The sequence below is a fragment of the Bacillus sp. ES1-5 genome (genome assembly GCF_022487605.1).
Lineage (GTDB): Bacteria > Bacillota > Bacilli > Bacillales > Bacillaceae_G > Bacillus_A > Bacillus_A wiedmannii.
Map to the genome: position 1 here is coordinate 37,292 of NZ_JAKVPU010000008.1, position 24,272 is coordinate 61,563.

A 24,272-nucleotide genomic window follows, 5' to 3' on the forward strand; every position below is an offset into this window, starting at 1 on the left:
ACCCTTTCTAATTTGAAAGCAAACTTTTTATTATTAGTTTACTTTCATATTTTCAACTCTTTTATTATAGAAAAATAAAAGAGTAATCGCAAAGACTACTCTTGTTTCTTTTCCTTCTCTTCTTTTTCAATTTCAGATACCGATTTTTCAGGATCTTTTATAAGTTTTCCTAATTCTCTAGAACGTGTAAAATCATCTTCAAAATTTTCTGTAGTACTAATATAAGCTATAAAATCTAATTTTTCATTATTGTTTATATATCCTTTTAATCTAGGAACACCCATCGGACTTATATCATGTTTTGTAAACGTAATACATTTTACATCCTGAATATTGTAATGAATATAATTTCCTATCCGTGTTTCTTGGTCTTTCCAAAACTTTTCTTCTTTTTCTTTTTGTTTTAAGTATTCCATAGTAAAATACCCTCCTGCTATAATACAAATAATGGATAAGATAATTACCATTTTTTCTTCATAGAAAATCCCCTTGCTTTTAAATATATTTAAAATATACATTGAAAATAAAATTGTTAAACAAATGTTGAGAAATATCAAATTTCAATTTCCATTATATTCTATTCTTGCTATTATTTAATGTAAGACTATTCAGAAAAGGAAGGGATTATATGCAGGTTCCAGTGAAGGGGAATGAAAAGATTACAAAGTTACTTAATGACTGGTATCAATTAATGCTACAACAACAACTTTCAAAAGTAACAAACTTAAAACAAGAACTTGATGAATATATTAAAATTTTAAAAACTGAAGAAAACGCGGAACTACAAGACCAAAACCTATTATTATACTACTCTCTATTAGATTTTCGTTTTAAAACACTTACCGATAGATTCAGTATCACTAAAAGTAGTTTTGATAAAATTGATTCTTTTGAAACTCCGACTGATGGTTTCTTAGCTTATTATTATCATTTTTATAAAGCTGTACATTTCATGATACTCACTGACCATAATGAGGCACAAAATCATTATGAAAAAGCTGAATCTCTTTTGAAATATGTTTCCAATGAAATCGAACAAGCTGAATTTCAATCTAAGTTAGCTTTGTTTTACCATAACACCTACGAACCACTTTTAGCTATTCGTTATGCAACTACTTCAAAAGATATCTTCTCTAAACACCAAGGTTATGAAAGTAATGTAGCTTCTTGTGAAAATACAATCGGAATGAGTTGTGTATCTCTAAAACAATTTGAACAAGCCGAGGAACATTTAAATTCTGCATTAAACTTATTAAACAAGAATAACGAAGAAACATTAGTTTCATTAGTCCGCCACAATTTAGGTTGGTTATATTCAAGTCAAAATCTTTCTGAATCAGCTATTCGTCACTTATCAGAAGTAACAGAGAAAATTCCTAATCATTTTAAAGCTATTTTCCTACAAGCTAGAGAATATTCTAAGTTAGGTGAAACACATATTGCCTCTGACCTAATTGAAAAAGGTTTAAAAATTTGTTTAAACCTAGAGAATGAAGAATACACGCATCACTTTACCATTTTAAAAGCACTAAATAACAATGCTTCTATTGAAGAATTAAAAAGAGTAACTATTGCAGGTATTTCCTATTTCAAAAGAGAAACACTTTGGGATTATGTAGAAGAATATGCAGAACTGTTAGCAACTAGATTACATACTGCGTGTGAGTACCAAACATCTAGTGACTATTTCTGTTTAGGTCTTGAAGCAAGAACAAAATTATTAGCTAAAGGGGCGTTAAAGTAATGAAAAAGCTTGGTTTAACGGTAATGAGTTTAGCTGCTACAGGTATTATGTCTTTCGGATTAAGTACTATTCCTGAAACACAACAAACAGCAAAGATAGAGAACGTTAATAAATTACAATCAACACATGGAGAAGGCTGGTCACCTCAAAGACCTGACTTAGCGTATAGTCACGGTAATGGTGGCGGTGCACCTACTTACGATCATGGAAGACCGCCTGCACCACAAGCTTAATTGTTTCGCAAAAAAAGTCATACTACTTGTATGGCTTTTTCTTTATTTTAGTTACTTAAGCCCTACATTTTTATCTAATTTGCTTTTGCTGGTGTAGAAGAGGAAAAAGATATAGAAGCATAAAGTGAAACTTTAATCAGTGGGGGTTTTCTTCATCCCCACTGATTATCGGCCCTCACCAATTGGGCTTTTACGGGCAGCCCGCCCCCCTCCTAATTTCTTTGCTTTCGCTGAATTTTGAGGTGGGGATCTTACTGCCCGTTAATGCGGGATAAAAGAAAACCGCCTGAAATGATGTGTACTCGAATAGTAGTACATGAAAAAATACAAATAACAATAAATTAAATCTCATTAAAACAAAAAGGAGATGTCCTAGTACCATGCCTTGGACATCTCCTTTACTTATCTAAATTTCTAAATTCTATACAGCACTATCAATTAAACAATTATTAGATATATCTTCTATCTAAAACATCGTATTATCATTAGCTACTTCACTTGGAATCTCTTGAATTACATCCCAGTGTTCAACAATCTTTCCATCCTTGATACGAAATATATCCACTATAGCAACTCCCTTATCTTGAGAATTAGTACGAGAATGTACATGAAGAGCAACTGTATCCCCTTCAGCTACCACACGTTTAATCTCTGCAGAGGAATTAGGATTTTTAACAAAATCCTCCTTAAAGAAATCCATGAAGGCTTTTCGTCCATCAGCAACAAAAGGATTATGTTGCTTATAATCTTCGCTAACATATTTAGGGATAATATCGATATTATGTTTGTTAAAAACTTCATTATAGAAATCAACTACCATCTTTTTATTCTTTTCATTTTCTTTCACTTCTTTTGATACAGAAGCAACATTCTCGCTCTTTATTGAGTTACCTTTGTTATTACCGGTGGAAGCTTGAAATATCAAAGTCGACACAATTCCTAAAATAAACACAGAAATAATTATTACTATTAAATTTTTCTCTAATTTCATATATACCTACCTCTTCTAATCATATAAATTATATTCCATAACACGATTGGGAAGTAAAACCATTCCCAAAAATGTAATGTCAGGGGTAATGTTAGGAAATTTCATTTATCCTAACACTACCCCCTATACAAGGCACATTAGAAACGATTAACTCTAACTTAATACCTCATTAACAGTTGCACTGTCCACAATTTGAATAAACTTCTTAACCTTATCGTTCTCATCAAACTTATAAAGATGACAAAAATCTGCTACAAATGACTTCCCTGTAGCTTTATATGTTCCACTATATTTTCCATACACGATCACAGTATTGTTATTAAAAGTATAAATTTCATCTTTAGCACTATAGTCATCCCATTCCGTACCAAGACGTTCATGTACGTTTTTCACTACTTCATCTGGACCTATATAAGTACCTGCATATGGAAACCCAGCAGCTTCTGTCCAAGATACATTTTCACTTAAATACGTTTTGAACGCATCCAATTTTCCTTCGCCAGTTAACACATACGTTTCATGTAATAGTTTTTGATATTTATTCATAACATTAACCCCAAGGCATTTCTTTTGTTACAACTTTTGCACTTAATTCTAATACACCTTTATTTGCATAGCCTGGATATGCTGCTTCAAGTTTTGCCACAAAATCTTTTGAAGTTCCACTTTCCTCAGAAGCTTGAACCGCAGTTCTTAGATAATCCATTGTCGCAGTAAGTGCTTGATTATTTAGGGATTTTTCGATTGATCCATGGCTAGGTACAATTATGTCAGCATTTAATGCTTGTAACACTTTCAAGTTCTCAATCCATGTCTCCATCGCCGCTTTTGAGCTAGTATCCGCTAAGAATACATGTATTTCGTTAAATACATCAATACCACCAATTAATACTTTTAGCTCTTTATTAAATAAGCTAGTTCTGTAATAATCTAAGCCTACTAGTTCAAATGTTAACCCCTGAAAATTAATCGTTTTTTCTTTAAACACTTGAGGTAATACCACGTTACTTGGTGCATTTTCTCCAAGGGCATCTTTCCAAACTTTTAATTTCCCTAAGACAGAATGAACAATATGTTCAACAGTAGACTCTGTAGCATACGCTATAGCTTCTGGGTAAGCAGCTTTAATATTTTCTAATCCAAAGTAGTAATCAGGATCCCCATGAGTAATAAAGATTTTATCTAAAGATAAGTCGTTTTTTTTCAGATACTCAACAATTTCTTTCGAATCAGACTGAGTAAATTTTGAGTTTATTAAAAATGCATGTCCTGCTTTCTCAACTAAGGTTGCTGTGACCATAAAGCTTTTTTCGTCCGAACTAAACACCGTTAATTTCACATCTTTTTGATTTGTATCGATTGTTTTAAACATAGTATGTTATTCTCCTTTTGTTAAAGTTATTAACTAGTTAACATATTTTTAACTTGTTCCGACAGAAGCTTCCTCTTCCATTCACCTGAAAATGTGTTAGCACCATCAGAATATCAGTTGGCGTAAGATAACATGTTTGCCACTATAGCCTATAGTAAAATTGAATCCTCTTTAGAAATAAATTGAAACAAAAACTGTTATAAGAAAGATACATTTCAATCTACTTCTGGTCTTTATTAAAAGTTAAATGTTATATACTTTAATCTAATATTTCTTATTAAAAATTCTTAAAACGTGCTTCGATTTTATCCGGCGTCATTACCCCACCACCAATAGGGATAATTTGATTATCCTTTTGTAAAAGTAATGAAGGATAACTATTAACACCAAGCTGTCGAACTTTATTGAAATCATTTTGGACATCTATTATTGTTTCTTGAGCGTTTAAACGTTCTAATACTTGTTCAGGGTCCAAACCATGCTCGATTGCAATCTTACGATATGTTTCAGGATCACTCAGACTTTGGCCCTCATAATAAAACGCTTTTTGCATAGCCGAAGTGAATTCTAATAAACGGTCTGGCGCTAATGAACGTAAGGCTGAAAAGCCAATTGCAGCATCTTTCGAATTCATTTTAAAAGTCCCTTCCTCCACCAGTTTTTGATATGAAGGACCAAATTCAGCACCTGTAAGTTGATTAATTCTTTTATTTCCTTCTTCTATATATGAGAAGTTTTTCATTGGTAAATTATCTAAAAATAACCCTCCACATAAAACCATTAATGGCACTTCAGTGTGGTTTTTGTAAAATCCTTTAATACTTTCTGAAAAACCATAGCACCATCCACAATATGCGTCCCATACGTAAATAAGGTTATCTTGTTTCGTCTCCATTTAAATCTCCTACCTTTCTTTTTATTATCCAGCTCAACTAAATTTTTGGTTTATATAAGTACATCTTTTTATACCTTGTTCTTTTTTTAGATACCTTACTATATTTCCCTAAAACTAATATTTCCAAAGAAAGATCAACCAAGGTTTTTAACAAAAGATAACGCTGCACCTTATTGCCCCGTAACAGAAAATACTAAAGCTTGGAATATGCATTGATTTGAATGCGTTAGTAACTGTCTACACCGGGTGGCAACGTATGGACCACCATCCTTAATTAAATATATAAATCATATTTTTTAGCTGATATCAGCTGTAACCAAATAAATTACATCTTTATGTAACCATTTTAGTTACAACTAATATAGAAGTCAATTCTTTTTTCCGAAAACATTAAATTTCTACATTATAACGAAATCCTGTGTTAACTTGTAACAAAAAAAGAGGAGTCATCTCCTCTTAATAAATAAACACTATTTAATTTGTTTCTTATACTCATGGTTAACAAGTACATACCATTTTCCTGTATCAAATTTTTCTTTATTAATCACGTAAACTTTATTTTGTCTCTTTACCTCCCCTGGTTTTAATTCCTTAGTAATACTAGAGGTCTCACCTTTTTCAACATCATAACTACTAGCTGCCCACACATCACTTTGGTAAGCATTATCATTTTCATCCACTAAATCCACTGATGGTAAAACAGCTAATTTCATCGATTCGTTTGTGATGTTTTTCCCTTCTACTTCTACAACAATAAAGACATGTCCATTTTCAGGTTCTTGGAATCCTATACTTTCTTTACCAACCTTATCTCTTTCTACAACTCTTTTTACAGTTACATCAAATTTAGGTGTATGAAAATCCTTGTTTACAGCATACTCTTTTTCTTTTACTTTTGATTTCTCTTTTGTTTGTTCTATATTTTTCTGCTTTGCATTCTCTTTCGTTTTCGTCTCATCAGTTGTTTGCACTTTCTTTTCTTCTTGTTTAGAATTGGTTTCTTTAGATTCTGAAGAAGTTTTGTCGGATGCATTGCCGCAACCAGATAAATTGAATACTAAAGCGCCACCTAAAATACATGTAGTAAATTTTTTCAACATCTCTTTTTATCCCCCAATAACACGATATATAAATTCCTTACTTATCATAGCAAAAAATACAATCTTAAATTGTTGCATCTTGTCGAGTAATTAAGAATAATCATTTGTTTTTACATAAAATAAGGAGACCACGAATAGTTAACCTCATAAAATGAGTTAAAAAACTAGTAGACTATAGAAAATGCCTCTAAAATGATTGTTATATATGATCGAAAATGTAGAATGAAATTAAAGTCAAAAAAAACATTTAGGAGGTTATCATGACATTTGATGAATTGAAAAAAACCAAACCAACAACCTCATGGGTTGAGTATGATGAAGATGGGGAATTTTTCACCGAAGAAAATATAAGTGCAACAAATACGGTTCTTGACACTTACATTAACAATTTGCAGCAATTAGGGGAGAACCCAACCGAAGTCGAAGTAATGCAAGTTGTTAAAGAGGTAGTTATTAAAATAAATGAACTAAATATCGAGCATGACCATTTTATCGAAACAATGGAAAGAGAAGATCTCTATGAATTTATCGATGCAGCTGCACGAATAGCTGGCTTAGAATCCGAAGAAGATATAACAGAAGAATGGCGGGAATGGTAAAAAAGCTGCATACTTGGTGTCTAAATTTACTCCTTCATAAAACTTTGTCCCTTATTCTCCAATTGGGAAATAAGGGACAAACAAAGATAATCAAATACTGATATATATTAAAATCTCCACTCATTTCCCATTACTTTAAAATACAGTTTTTCAAATCCACTAAAGTACTTACTATAAATACTTAACATTTCAATATATGTATGAATAACTTCACTTAAATCAAAATGAACACCATCTTTAGCTAAGTCATAACTATCGTCTAGACTATACAATTCAAAGTATTCCGCCTCCCAATGCACCCCCCTGTTGACTAAAAGTCTAGTGGTGCATTTAATTGATTCTTCAATCGTCAGTTCATGTTTTTTTAGTTTTTCATGAATGACGGAAAGAGTTAATTTAACAGTGTATTCTTCATCAACCGTGCTACTAAACTCAAATAACTTCTCTTCCATATCATCTATCTTTGCTTTAGACATTAAGGATATCTCAATTAATTCATATGGCGGACTGTCACTTGCTTCAATCAATTTATCACACCATTGAATTACTTCAGCTTTACTCCACAACCCACAGCAAAGCCCTAAACCATAAATACGAGTTAATTTCCGAACTAAATCCAAAGTTTCTCACCTGCATTTTTATTTAATTTTAACAGAATATATGATACATCACATTTGAGATGCATACAGGCATTATAAACAAAAAAAGACCACCAAAAGGCAGTCTCCCTCAAAACTCAATCCTATTCCCCACCCCACTCTCCACCGCCCTCTCATACAAATACTTCGCAACAATGATATCCACTACCGCCAAACCAACCGATTTAAAAACAGTAATCTCTTCATCATTTTCACGCCCAGCTCTTTTACCGCTTATAATTTGACCAAGTTCGGCATGGATATCGCTTGCTTTGAATAAACCTTCTTGTATCGGAACTTGAAGGTCACCTGTTTCTTCTAGTGCTGCTTCTTTTGATTCGACTACTACTTTGTTAGCACCCGCGATAGCGTGAGATGGTAGTTCTTGCATGTTCGGTTTGAATGAGCCGACGGCGTTTACGTGGACGCCTTTTTGTAGTTTTTCTGAGAAGACTGGTGTGGATGCGTTCGTAGTTGTGACAATGATGTCTGCTTCGCTTATTGCTTCATTTGCATTTGTGTGAACATATGCAGGTTTATTGAATCTCTCTTGTATATGTTGCGCAAATGCATACGCTTTTTCTTCTGTTCGATTGTATAAAATGACTTTTTCAATATCTCTAACCGCACATACAGCTTCAGCAATCCCCTTTGCCTGTTCACCGGTCCCAATAATACATAAAGTTTTTGCGTTATGACGAGCTAAATGTTTCGTCGCTACTCCTGATAGAGCCCCTGTTCGAATCATCGTTAAGTAGGATCCTTCTAAAAGTGCGAGCGGTTCTCCCGTTTGAAAGTCTGATAGCATCACAATCCCGTTTATCGTTTTCTTTCCTATCTTTTTGTTCTCGGGGACTACTGTTACTACTTTTAAGCCAAGTGCCTCAAGTCCTTCCGCTACCGAAGGCATAATTAATGCCGTATTTTTCTCGTTCGCAAATGGTAATGAGCCGCGTATTGGTGTGATCGTCCTTTCTGCGGAAAATTCTTTTAAAGCAAGCGCCGCGTATTCAATGACTTCGTTCATATTTACTAAGTTTCTTTGTTCGTTCGCGCTTATGACTAGCATATCTTTCCACCTCCTCCTCTTATCCTAACAAAAATCCCCGATTCAAATCATCTCTCGGGTCTATAACGAACTGATGAAATCCTGTAATAAACGCCTGCCCCGTTACTTTCGGAACGACAGCTTCATATGTATCTATCGCTGTTACCGACAATACTTCTCCCTCGAATTTCCCATCAGTAATGCATTCGTGGACGAAAAGTTCTCCCTTTTGTAAAGCATCTTTTTCAAAAAGAGTTGCAATTCTTGCAGAAGTTCCTGTGCCACAAGGGGAACGATCTACTTGTCCATCAGCGAAAATCGTTACATTTCGTAAAGTTGCGTCTTCTCCTTTCGGTTCATCTGAGAAAATAACGCCGTATATTCCTTTTAACCCTTCTTCAAGTGGATGCTTTACTTCCATTTGGCTCTCAATATAGTGCTTAATTTTACCGCCCCACGTTTGAATAGCAGATAAGTCTTTGAAATCGACTTTCAAACCAAATTCTTTACTATCTACTACCGCATAAAAAGCCCCGCCAAATGCGATATCTACTTGAAACTCATAGTTATCTATTTTAATAGGAACGTCTTTTTTGTATACAAATGAAGGAACGTTTTCAAATGATACGGACTCTACTTCGCTCCCGTTATATGTTGCGTATGCAATCACTTCCCCAGCAGGGCTATCAATAATGAACTTTTGTTTCTCACCTGTCACTTCAAACATACCTGTTTCAATTCCGACTGTAATAACAGCGATAATACCATGACCGCACATCGTACTCCAGCCTTCATTGTGCATAAATAATACACCAAAATCAGCGTGAGCACTTGCCGGCGGAGTAATGATACAACCGTACATACCGTGATGTCCTCTCGGTTCATACATAAGAATTTCGCGAAGATGATCCAAATGTTCCATGCAGTATGCGCGTCTTTCTAGCTGCGTTTCTCCTTTTATTTCTGGCACGCCACCTGTAATAATTCGAAGCGGCTCCCCAGCTACGTGAGCATCAATTGTCGTGTACACTTTACTAACCTTCATTTCTATCTCTCCCCTATATGTTAATACTATTTTCATTGCAAATATCATGCCAACGCATAGGGTATAAATTTGTATACATTGTGTAAAAAAGCATACACTACTGTCTATTTTTTTATACAGTAGACAGTGAGTGACTCTTAGTCCGCACAAAACAAAAAAGCCATAACGTCACTACTTGAGCAAAGTTATGGTTCCTTTTTAAATTATTTTGCTGGATTGGAGCCAAAATCAAATTTATATTTCACTCGGAAATTTTTCCCACTCACTTAAATGCATGACATCTTGTTTTACGTTTTTCTTTTCAGGAAGTAAACATAGAAATTCTAAAGAATTACCGTCAGGATCATAAAAATAAAGATTTGCAGTAGGTGTCCACGTCTGGACCATAGGCTCAGACGGTTCAAGACCGAAAGCGGCCCTTGGGTTTATTCCTTTATTAAGAAGCCATTCCCTTGCATGAATGATTTCTTCATAGTTAACCTTGAATGCAAAGTGACTTTTATGGAATTCCTCTTCTGATACCTCCCAAATGCCCAGCATTTGTTCCTTCTTATTATCTTTATCAAACCAAAAGAATGCTACACGGCGTTCTTCAATTGTGCGAGCATGAAATAACCCTAGTTTCGTATAAAACTCTTTTGCTACTTCTAAATTTCTTGTTTTAACATGTGTTTCATATAAAGTACCTGGAAACAAAACATATTCCCCCTTTATACTTTTAGAAATTCTTACTATAAAGCCTATTTTAATAAACTAGAAATAGAAGTAATATCATATTCTCCTTACATGTTTTTCAATTTTGTAGCCCTAATACTGAATAAAAAAGAAAATTCTCTCCCCCCGCCACATATACTGTTCAAAAGCAAAAAGGAAGTGATCCAATGTATTACGGAACGAAAGGCTGGTACGTAGCTGAATTAAAAAAATTAGGCGTGCGCTATCTTGAAGGACGAAAACTAGAAAGTTACCGCGGGCACGTTTTACGCAATTTATTACTTGCACAACAAGAGAAATTAAAAGAACAGTAATATACTAATGTAACGATATCCGCGATTCGACATAGGATATCGACTTACCGACAAATCCCCCTAATTCATCTATCTACACTACCAACCAATCACACATCAATATCAAACAAAAAAGGTCACCCAAACGGGTGACCTTCCTTTCTTATTTACAAACAAGAATTTGTCTAGTAAATGATCCTTTTCTTGTAATACAGCGATCTGCAATTTCAAATCCTGCTTCATGAATCATGTCGTCCATCGTTTCCATCGTGACAACGACTACCTTTTTAGCGATGCGGCGCGCACTTGAAAGAATGGAGAACTGGTCTTCTGGTGTTGCATGCGTAAATAAGTCGTACGGCATATCGATAATGGCAACGTCGTAGTTCTCAGTAATTTCCTCAATTGGACCTATTGTTACTGTCCCTTCAAATCCGAAATGTGCGATGTTTTTTCTCGTTCCAAGAACTACCAGTGGATTAATATCTCTACCAACGATGTTAATCCCCATAGAAAGTGCTTCTACTACTACTGTTCCAATACCGCAGCACGGGTCAATTGCTCGTACTCCCTCTGGATTTGGTACAGCAATATTAGCAACTGATCTCGCAACACGTGTGCTAAGAGATGTCGAGTAACTATGCGGTTTTTTTATGTGATGATACCAAACTGGCTCACTTTCTACATAGTGTCCGAAGTACCAGCGTCCTCCAAGAGGAACAATCCCGAATACACGCTCTGGATTACGAACATCCGCCTCTCCTTCAATATGCATACCGAGGTCGCGTTCAATGAGACGTCTTTCCCCATATTCAATTTTATTTTCTTTCCCAAGGTCATTGATTTTAACGAAGATAACTTTAAATGACGCCCCCGCCAAATCAATTTGTTCCACTTGTTTTAGAATACTTTCTAAGTCGTCTCCTTCATACATAACCTCAACGCGCTCTTTTATAAACGCACTTCTACTCGGTTCAATTTTGACATCACTTTTCAAAATATTAACGTGAGACTCCATTCCAAAGAACGAGCGCATTTCCAAGTAACATAAAGCACGCTCCTCCTCGCGAAATGCATACGTATATATACATGCAGGTGTTTTACTATGATTATTCAATCTATGATCATCCTCTATCGTTTAAAATTGTTATGATTACAATTGCTACAATACTTTTCGTACAAAATTAAATGATATCACATGCCGGAAATAAAGAGAAACGTTAATAAATAAAAGAGACTGCCATTGGCAATCTCTTTTTATTTATTAACGGAAAGAAGATACGCTATTACCCTTTGCTTCGTAATAATCTAAAATACCTTGATAAATCGCTTCCGCTGCATCTTGTCTCTGTTTTGGTGTAGCAATTTTATCTGCATCACTTTTATTATCTACAAATGCTAATTCTGTTAATACAGCTGGCATTGTATTTTCTCTAGTTACGTATAAGTCCTGATGTCTTATACCACGATCTTTTGTTCCAAGTGCTGCTACAAGACGGTCTTGAATTTTTTGTGCTAATAACTTACTGTCTTCTACATGCGGATTCGTTACTTTTGCTCTTGCTGACTGATAATATAATGTTTCTGTACCTTGTCCATTTTTCTTTTCAGAACCATTAGCATGGATACTTACAAAAATATCTCCATTATGTTCCTGTGCAAACTCTACTCGTTTTTTCAATGAATCTGTTGAGTCTACTCCTGGACGTGTATTATCTGTACGAGTGAACATAACAGTAAATGGTGCCTTTTGCTCAAATATTTTCTTTAATCGTAATGATACATCTAATACAGTTTCACTTTCTTTCTCATAATAACCAGGATTACCCGAGTCAATTCCACCGTGACCTGGATCAATAATAATTGCTTTACCTTCTAAGAAGTTCTCTTGTTTTACTGGGTTTAATTGATTTTTATCAACCCATTGGAAGCCAGCGCCTACGCGAATACGAATCCAGCTGCCACTCTCTTCCATGATCGTTACTGTTTGTGCATTATATGTACCTAGCACTTTAGAACTATGTGAAGCTGTTTCATATGCAGTAAAGTCTTGGTTAATTGTTTCTGTTTTTTCTTGTAGAGGTGTCCACTTCTCACCTTTACTTGTTACAATTTTCAACCAGCCGTCTGCTCTTTGCTCTTTCACTTCAACCATTTGTGGCTTATGCTGAACGTCAGTAATACCAGATGATAATGATGGTTGATGATATGTAATAAAGTTTCTGTTCATATACATTCTTTTTGATGTATTTGTTTTATTTTCATCAGCCTTCGCAATGAACTGAGCTGCTTCTGCACGAGTTACAGTTCCTTCAGGATTCCAGCCATTTCCCGTACCATTGGAAATCTCTAAGGCTACTAAAATATTAGCTTGTTTCTTACCCCAATGAGGTTCCAAATCTTTAAACTGTGTTGGAAGTTCTCCAATAATTTTCTTATCTAATGAGTACGCTTGTACTAACATAGATGCCATAGATGCACGGTTCATTTTATCGAATGGATTAAATTTACCAGTACCATCTCCATTAATTACACCTGCTTTTTCCACTGCAGCAATGTACGGTGCTGCCCAATGGCTTTGTGCGTCTTTAAAAGATGGTTTTGCTTTTGGATCAATTGGTAAACCAAGAACGACTGCTATGATTTTTGCAGCTGATCCTCTATCTACTGCTTCAGATGGAGAAAACGTTCCATCTGGCTTTCCATCAAGCGCTTTTTTTTCTACTAAATAATTAACTGATTCTTGCGCCCATGTAGGAACATCCGAAAACTTCTTCGCTGCTGCGAAACTACTTACTGGAGACGATAATAAACTTGCGGCTAAAATACCTGCCGCGACTGCACGATACTTCATAAAAAATAATACTCCTCTCAACAATCACCTTTTAATAACGCGTAATCTTAATATATAAATTTCGATAAATCCGAACAAAAAAAATTAATGCGCCTCTATCATTTTATAATACTCGAATTATGTAGTAAACCTACTTTCTTAATATTGTAAAATAAAATACAATTAATTTACTTTTTGTTGAATAAAATCGATTTCTCTGCAAACAAAAATAGGCTACCTCTGGCAGCCTATTTCTTTTCTTATTCCGCAATCATCTCTGATAATACATATGAATAAACAAGTGCTTCTGTATGTGCAATCGAACTTTCATGTGTACGCTCAAACGCATGAGAAGAATCAATACCCGCTCCAATTAATGCATGTTTCACATCAAATCCAGCGTGAATCGCAGCCGATGCATCCGATCCATAGTACGGATAAATATCTACTTTATATTCAATATTGTTCGTTTTCGCAAGCTCTACTAAATGTTTACGCAGTGCATAATGATACGGACCACTAGAATCTTTTGCACAAATAGATACAGTATACTCGTCAGATGCTTGTCCATCTCCTAACGCTCCCATATCAACTGCTAAATATTCAACCGTTTCTTCTGGAATGTTAGAGTTACCACCGTATCCAATCTCTTCATTATTAGAAATTAAGAAATGAGTTGTATATGGTAATGTTATGTTTTCATCTTGTAATCTCTTAATTAACTTTAATAGAATCGCAACACTTACTTTGTCATCTAAATGACGTGATTTTATGTATCCACTCTCTGTAATTTGAACGCGCGGATCGAATGAAACGAAATCTCCTACTTCAATTCCTAATTCGCGTACTTCATCAGCTGAAAACACACGCTCATCAATACGAACCTCAATATTTTTCTCGTCGCGTTTCGCTTCACCTGCATCTTTATATACATGCACAGATGTTTGATGCATTAAAATCGTTCCTGTATACGTCTTACCGCTTGATGTTTCAATTTCGCAATATTCTCCTTCTACAGAGTTCCAGCGAAATCCGCCAATCATAGAAAGACTCAGACGACCGTCAGGCTTAATTTCTTTCACCATCGCACCTAACGTATCAACGTGTGCCGTTAATAAACGGTGCTGTGCATCATTTTTCCCTTTTACCGTTAAAATGAGAGCGCCTTTATTGTTACGCTTCGTTTCTACATTCCACTCACTTACATAGTTTTCAATAAAACGAATGATTTTTTCTGTATTTCCAGATGGACTTGGAATAGAGACAAGCTCCTTAATAAGTTCCATCGTTTCTTTCGCATGATGTGCCATTGTCGTTCCCTCCTCATTTTCTCTATTATTTAGTATACCGAATTTACTATAAATCCTCTACTCATATAGCTTAATTTTCTAAATTGCGGTAAAATTCTTTTTAGTATACAAAAGGAGTTATAAAATATGAATATATCAAAAAAATATATACACATTGCACTCATTTGGTTTTTAGCATCATTATTTTGTTTACAAGTTTCTTATGCAGTTCACACTACTACTTCTATTACAATTGGCTGGGTATTAATAGTTATCTTCTTCATTATTAGTTTAATTGCAACAAAAAAGCATAGCGTTACTCACTAACGCTATGCTTTCCCTACGAAACTATTCTTCTGAAACATCCAACAAATAAATGCCTCTTTCAAATCCACCGCGCTCTATTTCTTTTTTCTTACGAAGACGTTCTATATCTTCAATTGTTGCACCTTCTGCACGCGCTAATGAAATGATCACTTCCAGTGCATCCGCAAGAGAATCTAGCGCATGTTCACGTTCTTTCATAGAAGCGAATTCACGAATTTCTTCCGTTCCAATTTTCGCTAAAGCTTGTATGTATGCTTGTCCTGTTAATTTTTGTGCTGTATATGTTTTTCCAGACCTTAAAATCTTCTCTGGAACACGATCTCTTACTAACTTGTTATATGCTGACATCATTCAACCTCCTATATTTAATAACATCCGAGCTCTGCTTTATAGAAAAACCATTTTTTCTTCACGCACGCACTAAGCATATCAATTCCTGATCCATGTGCCCTTACGTGTGGAAAGAAATAGTGCTCTAATTCTTCTTCCTTACCATATAAAGTTTGGTACTCAGCTGGAATTGCTTCTTTTTTCACATCGTTTTCTTTCGTCACCTCGCCAGAAAACGCAACGCTTGGATGTCCTTCAAAAAACAAAGCAGTTCGCACCGCCATAGATGGTGTACTATGCAAAGCATAATATGCTATTACAATCATGCCGATAACACCGATAATTTTCTTCATATATTACTCCTAAAAAAAAGTGCTAACACAATTATACTAAAATGTGTTAGCACTTTCTCCCCTTTACCTTAAATTAACCGGCAGTAAAACTACCATTAATTCAAATTTCACTTTATTCCCCTTTAAATGCAGGCAAACGTTTTTCTAAAAATGCAGCAATGCCTTCTTTATGATCCGCTGTTTGTCTCATCGCATATTGGCCGCGCTTTTCAAGTTGCAGCGTTTGTTCTAAATTGGAGCGATTTACTTCACATAAAATTTGCTTCGTTTGAATCATCGCTTTAATCGGCTTTTGTGACCATTCACTAATTTTTTGCTTCACAGCCGTTTGGAAATCCTCGCCGATTACTTCATCAATTAAACCGATATCAAGCGCTTCTGTTGCTGATAATTTCTTTCCTTCCCAAATAATTTGCTTCGTCATATTTTCACCGACGCGCTTTTGAAGGAAGAAATGGCCGCCACCATCTGGAATTAAAGCGATTCCAATAAAGTTCATTGCAATAACGGATGATATATCTGCCATCACATAGTCAGCTGTTAACGCAATACTTAACCCAAGACCAGCAGTTGGTCCATGAATAGCACTAATAACAAGCTTCGGCATCGTATATAAAGCCACAACAACTTCAGAAATGGTATTCATAATGCCATCAAACTTGCTTTCATCATTACTTGAAAGCATCGATTTAATATCTCCACCCGCAGAAAAACCACGGCCGTTTCCGCATAACACAACAATGTGTGCAGAACTCTCCGCTACTTCTTTCAATTTTTGTAATAACTCTTTTAACGTTGGCTCATCTAATGCATTTAACACCTCTGGGCGATTGACCATAACCGTTGCAACGTGCCCTTCATATTTCACAACGACAGATTCTGTTTTACTTGTTACTTCCATTATATATACCCCTCTTTTCTACATAAAGATTATACTTATATAATTATAGAAAGGTGGTGAAAAACCCTTCTTTTTTCTCAATTTTCTGTCTAATAATCTCGTAATTTGTATATGACCTCGTATAAAACATACAATTCCGTTGAAAAATATAGAAATTAAAGTCGGTTTATCACCTTTCTTCATCTATTTACCATTACAATGAAATGGTGTATTCTTAAGTCTGATATAAAAATTAAATATAGAAATTCATTCTCCTTCCTATTTATATAGAGGTTCTGAAATAAAGGAATGAAGAAATGGAGGAACATATGGTTACTAAGTTCAAACAGACGGATAACTACTTCCCGCATTTCCTACTGCTATTCATTGTGTTTCAACCAATTTTAGATTTATTAACGTCTTTTTCAATCTATGTATTACACATGAGCGCAACAGTCGGAATCGTAGTCCGTTTCGCCTTTATGCTTCTTGCATTAGGTTATCTACTTCTTCATCATAAACAACAAGGCGCGAAAAAGTATATTCTTTATTTATGTCTATTTGGCATCGTACTCGCAATCGGTCTTGTGAATAATTTAATGGTAAAATCTCCAGTTTCATTTGGAGAAGAAGTGAAATTTATTTTGAAAAGTATATATCCAATTGTACTACTGTTTGGATATATTATCGCACTAAAAGAATTAAAAAATAACGAATATGCGTTTCATAAAATCATTACGTATTTCTTATATGCAACGTTAATTTTAAGTATTTCAATCATCGCGGCTATGGCAACTAGTACAGATTTCCCAAGCTATCCGAACTCAAAAATCGGTTCAAGAGGATGGTTCTTTGCTGGAAATGATTTAAGTTCCATTTTCGCAATTATGTTCCCAATCGTTGTCTTATACTCAGTTCATAAAACAACTTCTTTCTCAAAAGCGTATTACTGGATTCCAACTGTACTTGCGATGTATGCAAGCATTATGATTGGAACGAAAGTAGGCTATGGTGCCATCGTTATTACACTTGGTATCGCCCTTTTCTTCTTATTCATTGAATATATGATACATCGTAAAAAAGAAGGAAAAGGATTCACATATCTTGTAAATACGGTTGTTGCTGCTGTCGTATTAGGAGGGTTACTCGTACTTACACCACAAACTCCTATCGCAAAAAACATGACCATCCATTTACAAATATATGAATACAAAAAATCAGTACAAGAAGAAAAAGACCGAAAAGAAGGAAAAGTAGTTACAGAAGAAGAACATAAGCAAGGCGAACTAACAGACTCTGAAATGAAAAGTTTAATTTACAGTGATCGCGACAAGTTTTTAAAAGTATATAAACAATACTATAAAGAAGCACCACTATCTCAAAAACTATTTGGAATGGGGTACGCTGGTAACTATACGACGAAAATGAAGTTAGTCGAAATGGATTTCCACGACCTATTCTTCGCATTCGGAATTGTCGGCTTCCTTATGTACTTACTGCCTCTTCTTTATTTCGGTATAAAAATATTCATTCGCTTGATCACAAACTTCAAGAAACTATTTAGCGTAAAACATATGCTACTAGCTAGCACACTCGTCTTATCGCTCGGTATCGGTTTTATGTCTGGACACGTATTAACAGCACCAGCCGTTAGCATTTTCTTTGTTGTGATACTCGCTTACTTAATTGTTGATTTAGAAATAGAATAAAAGAAGCAGCATCCAGGTGGATGCTGCTTCTTTCTATTCCAACCCTTTACCGCCTCTAGCATTCAAAGTGCTAATTCTTTCTGCTACAGTAATGGAATAATTATTTTAATCAAATTATTAACATGCTAAAATATTAAAGGCATCATTATATAAAAGAATATATAATAGATATGTCGGTTTTTTTTTCACGAAATGTATTTAGAAAAAGTGAGGAGAGTCATTTGGTATTTAGTAGTTCGATTTTCTTATTTATCTTTTTACCTCTCGTATTATTTCTCTATTTTATAGTGCGTGCCGAGCTACGTAATTTCGTATTACTTGCATTTAGTTTAATTTTCTATGCATGGGGCGAACCGCGTTTCGTTCTTTTAATGCTCTTTTCCATCGTATTAAACTACTGCTTTGGCCTACTCGTGCATCATTATGATAAACGAAAAAATATGAAAGTCACATTTTTAATTATGGCTGTGGTCGGGAATATACTATTACTTTCTTATTTTAAGTATATTTCATTTTTCACAGACATTTTAAACAACGTATTGCACTTATCTATTCATGTGGAACCTATTCCACTACCAATTGGAATTTCATTTTATACATTCCAAGCGATGTCTTATGTCATCGATATATACCGTAAAGATGGGGATGTTCAAAAAAATCCACTTAACTTAGCGCTATATATATCTATTTTCCCTCAGCTTATTGCCGGACCAATTGTCCGTTACAATATCGTCGCTGAGCAAATTAAAACGCGCATCCATTCTTTTGAACGATTCACAGAAGGGATTCAAATTTTCGTTCTCGGACTAGCAAAAAAAATGTTAATCGCCAATCAAGTCGGATTCGTCGCTGATAAGATTTTCGCCTTACCACCATCTGAAATGAGTACTGGAACGGCATGGATCGGCATTATCGCCTACACTCTGCAAATTTATTTCGATTTCTCAGGATACTCTGATATGGCAATTGGACTTGGAAAAATGTTCGGATTCGATTTCCCGAAAAACTTCAACTACCCATACATCTCTAAATCTATTTCAGAATTTTGGAGAAGATGGCATATTACACTTGGTTCTTGGTTCCGCGATTACATATATATCCCGCTCGGCGGAAACCGCGTTTCAAAACTAGCGAATTATCGTAACCTCTTCATCGTATGGGGATTAACTGGTTTATGGCACGGGGCGAGTTGGACATTTATCGTCTGGGGCTTATATTATGGCTTTATTATTTCAATTGAAAAAGCCGGATTCGAAAAAATATTAAACAAACTATGGAAACCGCTGCAACATGCATACGTATTACTAATCGTTATGATTGGCTGGGTCTTCTTCCGAGCTGACAACTTCGCTTACTCATTCCAATATTTAAAAGCGATGTTCGGAATAGGGGGACAATCTTTCATCGATGACAATACAATGTTATACGTACATGAATACATTATCGTATTTCTCATTGCCTTTATCGCAGCGACACCAATTTTAAAACGAATGAAAAACATACTAGAACTTGCACCAAAAACGTATATGTTCACGATGCAGATTGTACGTCCTATATTACTACTAACATTATTTATGATTTCGGTTATGTACTTGATTAACTCAACATATAATCCATTTATTTATTTCAGGTTTTAACTGATGTAGGAAGGAAAAGTTATTATGAAAAAATTGGGGAACCTCATCCTGTTTATTGGTTTTCTCACCATTATCTTTTCATTTGGCATATTATCGTTACTCAAACCAGACCGAGCCATTTCACCAGTTGAAAATCGGCCGCTCGCTCAAAAACCTGCACTGACGAAAGAAGCTCTCCTAACTGGTAGCTTCTTTAAAGATTTTGAAACATACACAAATGATCAATTAATCGGACGAGATGAGCTTATTAAAAACTATACGATCGCTCAAATTAATATGGGCAAATCTCTCATTAACGACATTATTTTAACTGATGATAAATGGCTCCTTAAAAACCCGGCTTGGACGAAGAAATATAATGAAATTGATCAATCCATGCCTGCTATAAATGATTTATCTCAGTTTTTAAAAGAACAAAACGTTGAGTTTTATTTTGCTTTACCACCGTCAAAAACGAATGCATTATCATTTAAATTACCTTCTCATATTCACACATATGCACAGGAAAATTTAAATTACTTTCTAAAAAAACTTCCAGCTGACGTAAAGCCAATAAAACTGATGGAGCACTATAAACAGAACTATACGAACGAAGAAATACAGGACATGTATTTCAAAACAGATCATCATTGGAATATGGACGGTGCCTTCTTAGGCTACCAATATATAATGAACACAATCGGGCAACAATCTTCTATATATAAAGGAAAAGAAATAAAAAAAGAAGACTACACTCGTACATGTGCGCAAAATAAATATTTAGTCGGAAGCTTCAACAACCAACTATACCAACTCATCGATGCAACTGGTGAAAAATTGTGCTACTACACACCGAAAGGCGGTTTCAGCTTCACAAGCGTTACCGCAAAAGATGTGAAAGGTACTGTTCATCAAAACTTAGATGACATATACGGCGTAGAAAAACAAAAAGATACAACTTCCTACGCAGGTTATTACACGGACGACTATCCAGAAATCGTCATCGAAAATAACAATGCACCAAATGACGTACGCGCCTTAGTCCTAAAAGACTCATTCGCAAACGCAATCGTGCCACACTTAGCACAAAGCTTTAAACATACATCCATCCTCGACCTGCGTCACTATCACGAAAAAGATGTATATCAATACATTAAAGACAATAATATTAACATGGTATTGTTCGTGTATAGTGATTCGAATTTGAGTGGGGATATGTTTAAGTTTAAGAAATAAAAGAAGCCTCTTGTAAAAATTACAAGAGGCTTCTTTTCCATATTTACGAAAAAAAATCAGCGGGGATAAATCCCCACTGATTTTTCATTTTATCTATAATCAACTTATAGATTTGGGTTGTTAAGCACGTTCACGTGTACAGCTTGTGAACCGATTTCGCTTGTTAGAACATCTTTCTCACCTAATACTTTGAATACTAATGTACCTTTGTCAGTGTACTTAGTAGTTAAAGTATCGTAAATGTCTGACTTGAAGTTTGGAAGTACAGAATCACTTGTTTGAGATACCGTTACATGACCAAGCTCTTGATCGAAGATATCGAAGTGAGCATTGCCATTTGTATCAAGGTAAAGTTTACCTTGGTTGTCACCAGATTTTACAACACGTACTTTATGTTGTGTTTCTTTCGTTAAGTTAATACCTTTTACGATATCATCAAGATTACTTCCTTCAAGCTCTAATACAGTACCGATGTTAATTTTCTTCTCAACGAAGTTTTCTGTTTTAACTGGTTTGAAGTTTACAGATTTAATAGCGATTTTCTCTTGAACAATTTCAACTGTCGCTTTACCAGCAGTTGCACCATTTTTCGTTAAGTGGATATCCACTTTACCTGGAGTTTTACCTGTAACAACAACTTTATTTCCAACAATTTTAGCTTCAGCTACAGCTGGATTTTTAGATTCAACTACATAACCTTCTAAGTTTTCAGGATCAGAGTATACGCGATCTGAAGTGTACTTAGATAATTGATATGCAACTGTGTTAGAAACATTTAGGTCAAGTTTTGTATCAGGTGATTGGCCGTATTGACCTACTTTAGATACAAGTTCGAAGTTTTTGAATGCAACGTTACCTTCTGTTACGTTCACATATAATGAACCTAAAGTAGCGCCATTACTGTTTTGGAAGTGAACTGTACCTTCTCCAACTTCGTTACCTGTAACACCAATTGTTTTCGTACCAACTGAACCAGCTTCAGTTGTAGTTACTTCTAATCCACCTTCTGCAACTACACCAGTTTTCGGAAGAACTTCTTTAATTGCAGCTTCGTTAGCACCAAATGGATCGCCGTATTGGTCAGTTGTTACGAATGTAACCGGTAATGTTTTATTTTGAACAACTTGTAATTTGTCTGGGTTAGCTTTTACTGATTTTAAAGTACGAGAATCAGTCGTTACTTTAAATTTAACATCTTTCGTAACGTCGCCTACTTTAATAGTAAGTGTAGCTTCACCAGCAGCTTCAGCTGTAATATAGTTGTTTACTACAGAAATAATACCGTGGTTTGAAGATTTAATGCTGATTGAGTTTGGATCAACAACTTTATCTTCTCCAGCAATTGTAGCAACTACGTTATGAATTTGTGCTTTTTCACCAACAACTAAGTTTTGGCTGTTTAGCTTGAAGTCTTTTCCAGTAAGTTTATTACCGTATACTACACCGTTTTTATCTGCATCTACCGCAAATACAGTGTTTTTAATTGCAGAAGCTGGTGTATCAAGGTTTTTCACTGTAATAATACCAGTGTTAGAAACTGTTAAACCACCGCGTTTTGTAACTTGTACTTCTACTTTATAGTCACCGTGTGAAAGACCAACACCAAGTTTACCTGTAGAAGAAGTAGAGTTTCCACCCTCAAAAATGTTTGCTGGTGAACCGTCTAAGTTATTTGCTACAAATTTGACGTCATGGTTTGCTAAGTTTAAGTACTCAACATCAGCATTACCTTTTTCTTCGTTTAATTTGAAGACAACTGCTTGGCCAGCACGGTCATCATCAAATGTAAGTTTTTCTACTGCTAATTTTTTCACTTCGTATACGAATTTCGTTACGAATGATTGATTTTTCACTTTTACAGTAAGATCTTTATTTGGAGCTACTTTACCACCAAGTGTTACAACTGCAGAAGTACCGTCAGCACTTGCTTCGATCGCAACAGCTTTGTCTCCTTCAAGAGTTACATCATCAGCAGCAAGCTTATCTAAACCAGTACCTGTTAATGTTAATTTCGTTGGTTCAGAAATTTTCACATCAGTTACATATGCTTGCGCATTATCTTTTTTGCCATATTTTTTATCTGCTACTGCGATAAATTTAGCTGCTTCTGCACGAGATACAGATTTATTTGGCTCCCATTTGTTTCCGCCTGTTCCTTCAGAAAGTCCAAGATTGATTAGGATGTTTGCTTTTTCTTCACCCCAATGATCTAATAAATCTTCAAATTTTGTAACTAACTCGCCGTTAACTTTATCTTTTAAGTTATAAGCACCTACTATCATAGAAGCGAAAGAAGCACGGTCAATCTTTTTATCTGGAGAGAAGTTTTCTTTACCATCACCTCTAACAACACCCGCTTTTTCAACAGCTGCAATGTATTTAGAAGCCCAATGATTTTTAGCATCTTTGAAAGATGGTTGTGCACCCTCTTCAACTTTTAAATCTAATGTAATTGCCATAATTTTCGCAGCAGAAGCACGATCAATTTCTTCAGCTGGAGCGTATGTACCATCTGGCTTACCTTCGATTGCACCTTTATCTACTAAGTAATTGATAGAATCTAATCCCCAATGACCAGCTGGAACATCTGGGAACGATTTACCTGCTGCTGCTACTGGAGATACAACACCTGCTACCATTGCTGCTGTCATTGTACCTGCGATTACTTTTTTGTAAGAGTTAGTCTTTGCCATTTTATAAATTTCCTCCTTCAGGAATATGCTACTAGTTTCATATCATATTAAATTTGAAACTAGCTAGTTAGAAAAACCATAAAACAATAAAAACACAAACAAAAATACTATAATGAAAAGTAGTTCACATAATAAAATGATATAAACCGCTAGATGTAAATATAAGGTTTAAATACCATTTTTTGAAACAAGTTCATCATACTATACAAAACTATTCGTTATCAAGAACTTTCTCAAAAGAAGATTCGACACATTCTGATAATTCAGTCTTTTTATTGTATTATTAATATATTAATAATACTCAAATATAGAAATGAACAAACTATTTTCCGAT

Annotated in this window: 24 protein-coding genes and 1 pseudogene; 8 read left to right on the plus strand and 17 right to left on the minus strand. The window is 35.0% G+C overall.

The features are described from left to right. Window positions 1–95: 95 nt before the first annotated feature. Complete coding sequence (locus tag MKO96_RS22160) at window positions 96–467, minus strand: DUF1433 domain-containing protein (RefSeq protein ID WP_483298332.1); 372 nt, start codon at window positions 465–467, stop codon at window positions 96–98. Between the two features lie 161 nt (window positions 468–628). On the opposite strand from MKO96_RS22160, the gene MKO96_RS22165 reads away from it, so the two are divergent. Continuing rightward, complete coding sequence (locus MKO96_RS22165; protein ID WP_240588699.1) at window positions 629–1,744, plus strand: response regulator aspartate phosphatase; 1,116 nt, start codon at window positions 629–631, stop codon at window positions 1,742–1,744. Beyond that, the gene (locus tag MKO96_RS22170; protein ID WP_000733022.1) at window positions 1,744–1,977 is read left to right on the plus strand and encodes a Phr family secreted Rap phosphatase inhibitor; all 234 of its coding nucleotides are present in this window, start codon (window positions 1,744–1,746) and stop codon (window positions 1,975–1,977) included. Before MKO96_RS22165 ends, MKO96_RS22170 begins: the two co-directional genes overlap by 1 nt. Before the next feature lie 466 nt (window positions 1,978–2,443). Here MKO96_RS22170 and MKO96_RS22175 read toward each other — a convergent pair whose 3' ends face one another. The 5 genes from MKO96_RS22175 to MKO96_RS22195 form a co-directional block, all read right to left on the minus strand. Further along, window positions 2,444–2,968 carry a nuclear transport factor 2 family protein gene (locus MKO96_RS22175; RefSeq protein WP_137054037.1) on the minus strand — a complete coding sequence of 175 codons (525 nt, stop codon included), beginning with the start codon at window positions 2,966–2,968 and terminating at the stop codon, window positions 2,444–2,446. Between the two features lie 153 nt (window positions 2,969–3,121). Further along, window positions 3,122–3,514 carry a nuclear transport factor 2 family protein gene (locus MKO96_RS22180; protein WP_001046367.1) on the minus strand — a complete coding sequence of 131 codons (393 nt, stop codon included), beginning with the start codon at window positions 3,512–3,514 and terminating at the stop codon, window positions 3,122–3,124. A gap of 4 nt (window positions 3,515–3,518) precedes the next feature. Then, complete coding sequence (locus tag MKO96_RS22185) at window positions 3,519–4,340, minus strand: MBL fold metallo-hydrolase (RefSeq protein WP_240588700.1); 822 nt, start codon at window positions 4,338–4,340, stop codon at window positions 3,519–3,521. Window positions 4,341–4,617: 277 nt separating this feature from the next. After that, on the minus strand, window positions 4,618–5,235 hold the full coding sequence (locus tag MKO96_RS22190; protein WP_240588701.1) for a DsbA family protein: 618 nt from the start codon (window positions 5,233–5,235) through the stop codon (window positions 4,618–4,620). Window positions 5,236–5,705: 470 nt separating this feature from the next. Continuing rightward, window positions 5,706–6,335 carry a DUF4352 domain-containing protein gene (locus tag MKO96_RS22195; protein WP_240588702.1) on the minus strand — a complete coding sequence of 210 codons (630 nt, stop codon included), beginning with the start codon at window positions 6,333–6,335 and terminating at the stop codon, window positions 5,706–5,708. A gap of 260 nt (window positions 6,336–6,595) precedes the next feature. Here MKO96_RS22195 and MKO96_RS22200 point away from each other — a divergent pair, with 260 nt between their 5' ends. After that, complete coding sequence (locus MKO96_RS22200; RefSeq protein ID WP_087979608.1) at window positions 6,596–6,934, plus strand: hypothetical protein; 339 nt, start codon at window positions 6,596–6,598, stop codon at window positions 6,932–6,934. A gap of 107 nt (window positions 6,935–7,041) precedes the next feature. Here the strand turns inward: MKO96_RS22200 and MKO96_RS22205 are convergent, their stop codons facing one another. From MKO96_RS22205 to MKO96_RS22220, 4 genes are all read right to left on the minus strand, one after another. Then, window positions 7,042–7,554, minus strand: coding sequence for a protein kinase (locus tag MKO96_RS22205; RefSeq protein WP_240588703.1), 513 nt, complete (start codon window positions 7,552–7,554; stop codon window positions 7,042–7,044). Window positions 7,555–7,663: 109 nt separating this feature from the next. Continuing rightward, on the minus strand, window positions 7,664–8,641 hold the full coding sequence (locus tag MKO96_RS22210; protein ID WP_240588704.1) for an ornithine cyclodeaminase family protein: 978 nt from the start codon (window positions 8,639–8,641) through the stop codon (window positions 7,664–7,666). Between the two features lie 19 nt (window positions 8,642–8,660). Beyond that, on the minus strand, window positions 8,661–9,713 hold the full coding sequence (locus MKO96_RS22215; protein WP_240588705.1) for a proline racemase family protein: 1,053 nt from the start codon (window positions 9,711–9,713) through the stop codon (window positions 8,661–8,663). Between the two features lie 186 nt (window positions 9,714–9,899). After that, window positions 9,900–10,361 carry a VOC family protein gene (locus MKO96_RS22220; protein WP_240588706.1) on the minus strand — a complete coding sequence of 154 codons (462 nt, stop codon included), beginning with the start codon at window positions 10,359–10,361 and terminating at the stop codon, window positions 9,900–9,902. 131 nt (window positions 10,362–10,492) lie between these two features. Here MKO96_RS22220 and MKO96_RS22225 point away from each other — a divergent pair. Continuing rightward, window positions 10,493–10,693, plus strand: a pseudogene (locus MKO96_RS22225) (YflJ family protein); the annotation flags it as partial. A gap of 142 nt (window positions 10,694–10,835) precedes the next feature. Here MKO96_RS22225 and MKO96_RS22230 read toward each other — a convergent pair. The 3 genes from MKO96_RS22230 to MKO96_RS22240 form a co-directional block, all read right to left on the minus strand. Next, the gene (locus tag MKO96_RS22230; protein WP_240588707.1) at window positions 10,836–11,789 is read right to left on the minus strand and encodes a TRM11 family SAM-dependent methyltransferase; all 954 of its coding nucleotides are present in this window, start codon (window positions 11,787–11,789) and stop codon (window positions 10,836–10,838) included. A gap of 147 nt (window positions 11,790–11,936) precedes the next feature. Further along, window positions 11,937–13,526 carry an N-acetylmuramoyl-L-alanine amidase gene (locus tag MKO96_RS22235; RefSeq protein ID WP_240588708.1) on the minus strand — a complete coding sequence of 530 codons (1,590 nt, stop codon included), beginning with the start codon at window positions 13,524–13,526 and terminating at the stop codon, window positions 11,937–11,939. Between the two features lie 239 nt (window positions 13,527–13,765). Continuing rightward, window positions 13,766–14,815 carry a M42 family metallopeptidase gene (locus tag MKO96_RS22240; protein ID WP_240588709.1) on the minus strand — a complete coding sequence of 350 codons (1,050 nt, stop codon included), beginning with the start codon at window positions 14,813–14,815 and terminating at the stop codon, window positions 13,766–13,768. 126 nt (window positions 14,816–14,941) lie between these two features. Between MKO96_RS22240 and MKO96_RS22245 the strand changes: the two genes are divergently transcribed. Beyond that, the gene (locus MKO96_RS22245; RefSeq protein ID WP_240588710.1) at window positions 14,942–15,121 is read left to right on the plus strand and encodes a hypothetical protein; all 180 of its coding nucleotides are present in this window, start codon (window positions 14,942–14,944) and stop codon (window positions 15,119–15,121) included. Between the two features lie 21 nt (window positions 15,122–15,142). On the opposite strand, the gene MKO96_RS22250 is transcribed toward MKO96_RS22245, so the two are convergent. From MKO96_RS22250 to MKO96_RS22260, 3 genes are all read right to left on the minus strand, one after another. After that, window positions 15,143–15,469: a nucleoside triphosphate pyrophosphohydrolase gene (locus MKO96_RS22250; RefSeq protein ID WP_098131182.1), complete on the minus strand. Its 327-nt coding sequence runs from the start codon at window positions 15,467–15,469 to the stop codon at window positions 15,143–15,145. Between the two features lie 17 nt (window positions 15,470–15,486). Continuing rightward, window positions 15,487–15,804 carry a hypothetical protein gene (locus tag MKO96_RS22255; protein WP_240588711.1) on the minus strand — a complete coding sequence of 106 codons (318 nt, stop codon included), beginning with the start codon at window positions 15,802–15,804 and terminating at the stop codon, window positions 15,487–15,489. A gap of 112 nt (window positions 15,805–15,916) precedes the next feature. After that, on the minus strand, window positions 15,917–16,705 hold the full coding sequence (locus MKO96_RS22260) for an enoyl-CoA hydratase (RefSeq protein ID WP_240588712.1): 789 nt from the start codon (window positions 16,703–16,705) through the stop codon (window positions 15,917–15,919). 308 nt (window positions 16,706–17,013) lie between these two features. On the opposite strand from MKO96_RS22260, the gene MKO96_RS22265 reads away from it, so the two are divergent. The 3 genes from MKO96_RS22265 (at window position 17,014) to patB1 (ending at window position 21,245) form a co-directional block, all read left to right on the plus strand. Beyond that, window positions 17,014–18,393, plus strand: a complete 1,380-nt coding sequence (locus tag MKO96_RS22265; protein WP_240588713.1) for an O-antigen ligase family protein — start codon at window positions 17,014–17,016, stop codon at window positions 18,391–18,393. A gap of 221 nt (window positions 18,394–18,614) precedes the next feature. Continuing rightward, window positions 18,615–20,030, plus strand: a complete 1,416-nt coding sequence (locus tag MKO96_RS22270; protein WP_240588714.1) for an MBOAT family O-acyltransferase — start codon at window positions 18,615–18,617, stop codon at window positions 20,028–20,030. Between the two features lie 24 nt (window positions 20,031–20,054). Beyond that, window positions 20,055–21,245 (plus strand): secondary cell wall polysaccharide O-acetyltransferase PatB1, encoded by a 1,191-nt coding sequence (patB1, locus tag MKO96_RS22275; protein WP_240588715.1) that lies wholly within the window; start codon window positions 20,055–20,057, stop codon window positions 21,243–21,245. Window positions 21,246–21,349: 104 nt separating this feature from the next. On the opposite strand, the gene MKO96_RS22280 is transcribed toward patB1, so the two are convergent. Then, window positions 21,350–23,938: an S-layer homology domain-containing protein gene (locus MKO96_RS22280; protein ID WP_240588716.1), complete on the minus strand. Its 2,589-nt coding sequence runs from the start codon at window positions 23,936–23,938 to the stop codon at window positions 21,350–21,352. Between the last annotated feature and the right edge of the window lie 334 nt (window positions 23,939–24,272).

Bases quoted from the DNA above. Each gene is read 5' to 3' on its own strand.
- MKO96_RS22235 (WP_240588708.1), bottom strand. From the start codon at position 13,526: ATGAAGTATCGTGCAGTCGCGGCAGGTATTTTAGCCGCAAGTTTATTA.
- MKO96_RS22165 (WP_240588699.1), top strand. From the start codon at position 629: ATGCAGGTTCCAGTGAAGGGGAATGAAAAGATTACAAAGTTACTTAAT.
- patB1 (WP_240588715.1), top strand. From the start codon at position 20,055: ATGAAAAAATTGGGGAACCTCATCCTGTTTATTGGTTTTCTCACCATT.
- MKO96_RS22190 (WP_240588701.1), bottom strand. From the start codon at position 5,235: ATGGAGACGAAACAAGATAACCTTATTTACGTATGGGACGCATATTGT.
- MKO96_RS22265 (WP_240588713.1), top strand. From the start codon at position 17,014: ATGGTTACTAAGTTCAAACAGACGGATAACTACTTCCCGCATTTCCTA.
- MKO96_RS22160 (WP_483298332.1), bottom strand. From the start codon at position 467: ATGGTAATTATCTTATCCATTATTTGTATTATAGCAGGAGGGTATTTT.
- MKO96_RS22250 (WP_098131182.1), bottom strand. From the start codon at position 15,469: ATGTCAGCATATAACAAGTTAGTAAGAGATCGTGTTCCAGAGAAGATT.
- MKO96_RS22260 (WP_240588712.1), bottom strand. From the start codon at position 16,705: ATGGAAGTAACAAGTAAAACAGAATCTGTCGTTGTGAAATATGAAGGG.
- MKO96_RS22240 (WP_240588709.1), bottom strand. From the start codon at position 14,815: ATGGCACATCATGCGAAAGAAACGATGGAACTTATTAAGGAGCTTGTC.
- MKO96_RS22255 (WP_240588711.1), bottom strand. From the start codon at position 15,804: ATGAAGAAAATTATCGGTGTTATCGGCATGATTGTAATAGCATATTAT.
- MKO96_RS22195 (WP_240588702.1), bottom strand. From the start codon at position 6,335: ATGTTGAAAAAATTTACTACATGTATTTTAGGTGGCGCTTTAGTATTC.
- MKO96_RS22280 (WP_240588716.1), bottom strand. From the start codon at position 23,938: ATGGCAAAGACTAACTCTTACAAAAAAGTAATCGCAGGTACAATGACA.
- MKO96_RS22215 (WP_240588705.1), bottom strand. From the start codon at position 9,713: ATGATATTTGCAATGAAAATAGTATTAACATATAGGGGAGAGATAGAA.
- MKO96_RS22210 (WP_240588704.1), bottom strand. From the start codon at position 8,641: ATGCTAGTCATAAGCGCGAACGAACAAAGAAACTTAGTAAATATGAAC.
- MKO96_RS22185 (WP_240588700.1), bottom strand. From the start codon at position 4,340: ATGTTTAAAACAATCGATACAAATCAAAAAGATGTGAAATTAACGGTG.
- MKO96_RS22170 (WP_000733022.1), top strand. From the start codon at position 1,744: ATGAAAAAGCTTGGTTTAACGGTAATGAGTTTAGCTGCTACAGGTATT.
- MKO96_RS22180 (WP_001046367.1), bottom strand. From the start codon at position 3,514: ATGAATAAATATCAAAAACTATTACATGAAACGTATGTGTTAACTGGC.
- MKO96_RS22245 (WP_240588710.1), top strand. From the start codon at position 14,942: ATGAATATATCAAAAAAATATATACACATTGCACTCATTTGGTTTTTA.
- MKO96_RS22200 (WP_087979608.1), top strand. From the start codon at position 6,596: ATGACATTTGATGAATTGAAAAAAACCAAACCAACAACCTCATGGGTT.
- MKO96_RS22175 (WP_137054037.1), bottom strand. From the start codon at position 2,968: ATGAAATTAGAGAAAAATTTAATAGTAATAATTATTTCTGTGTTTATT.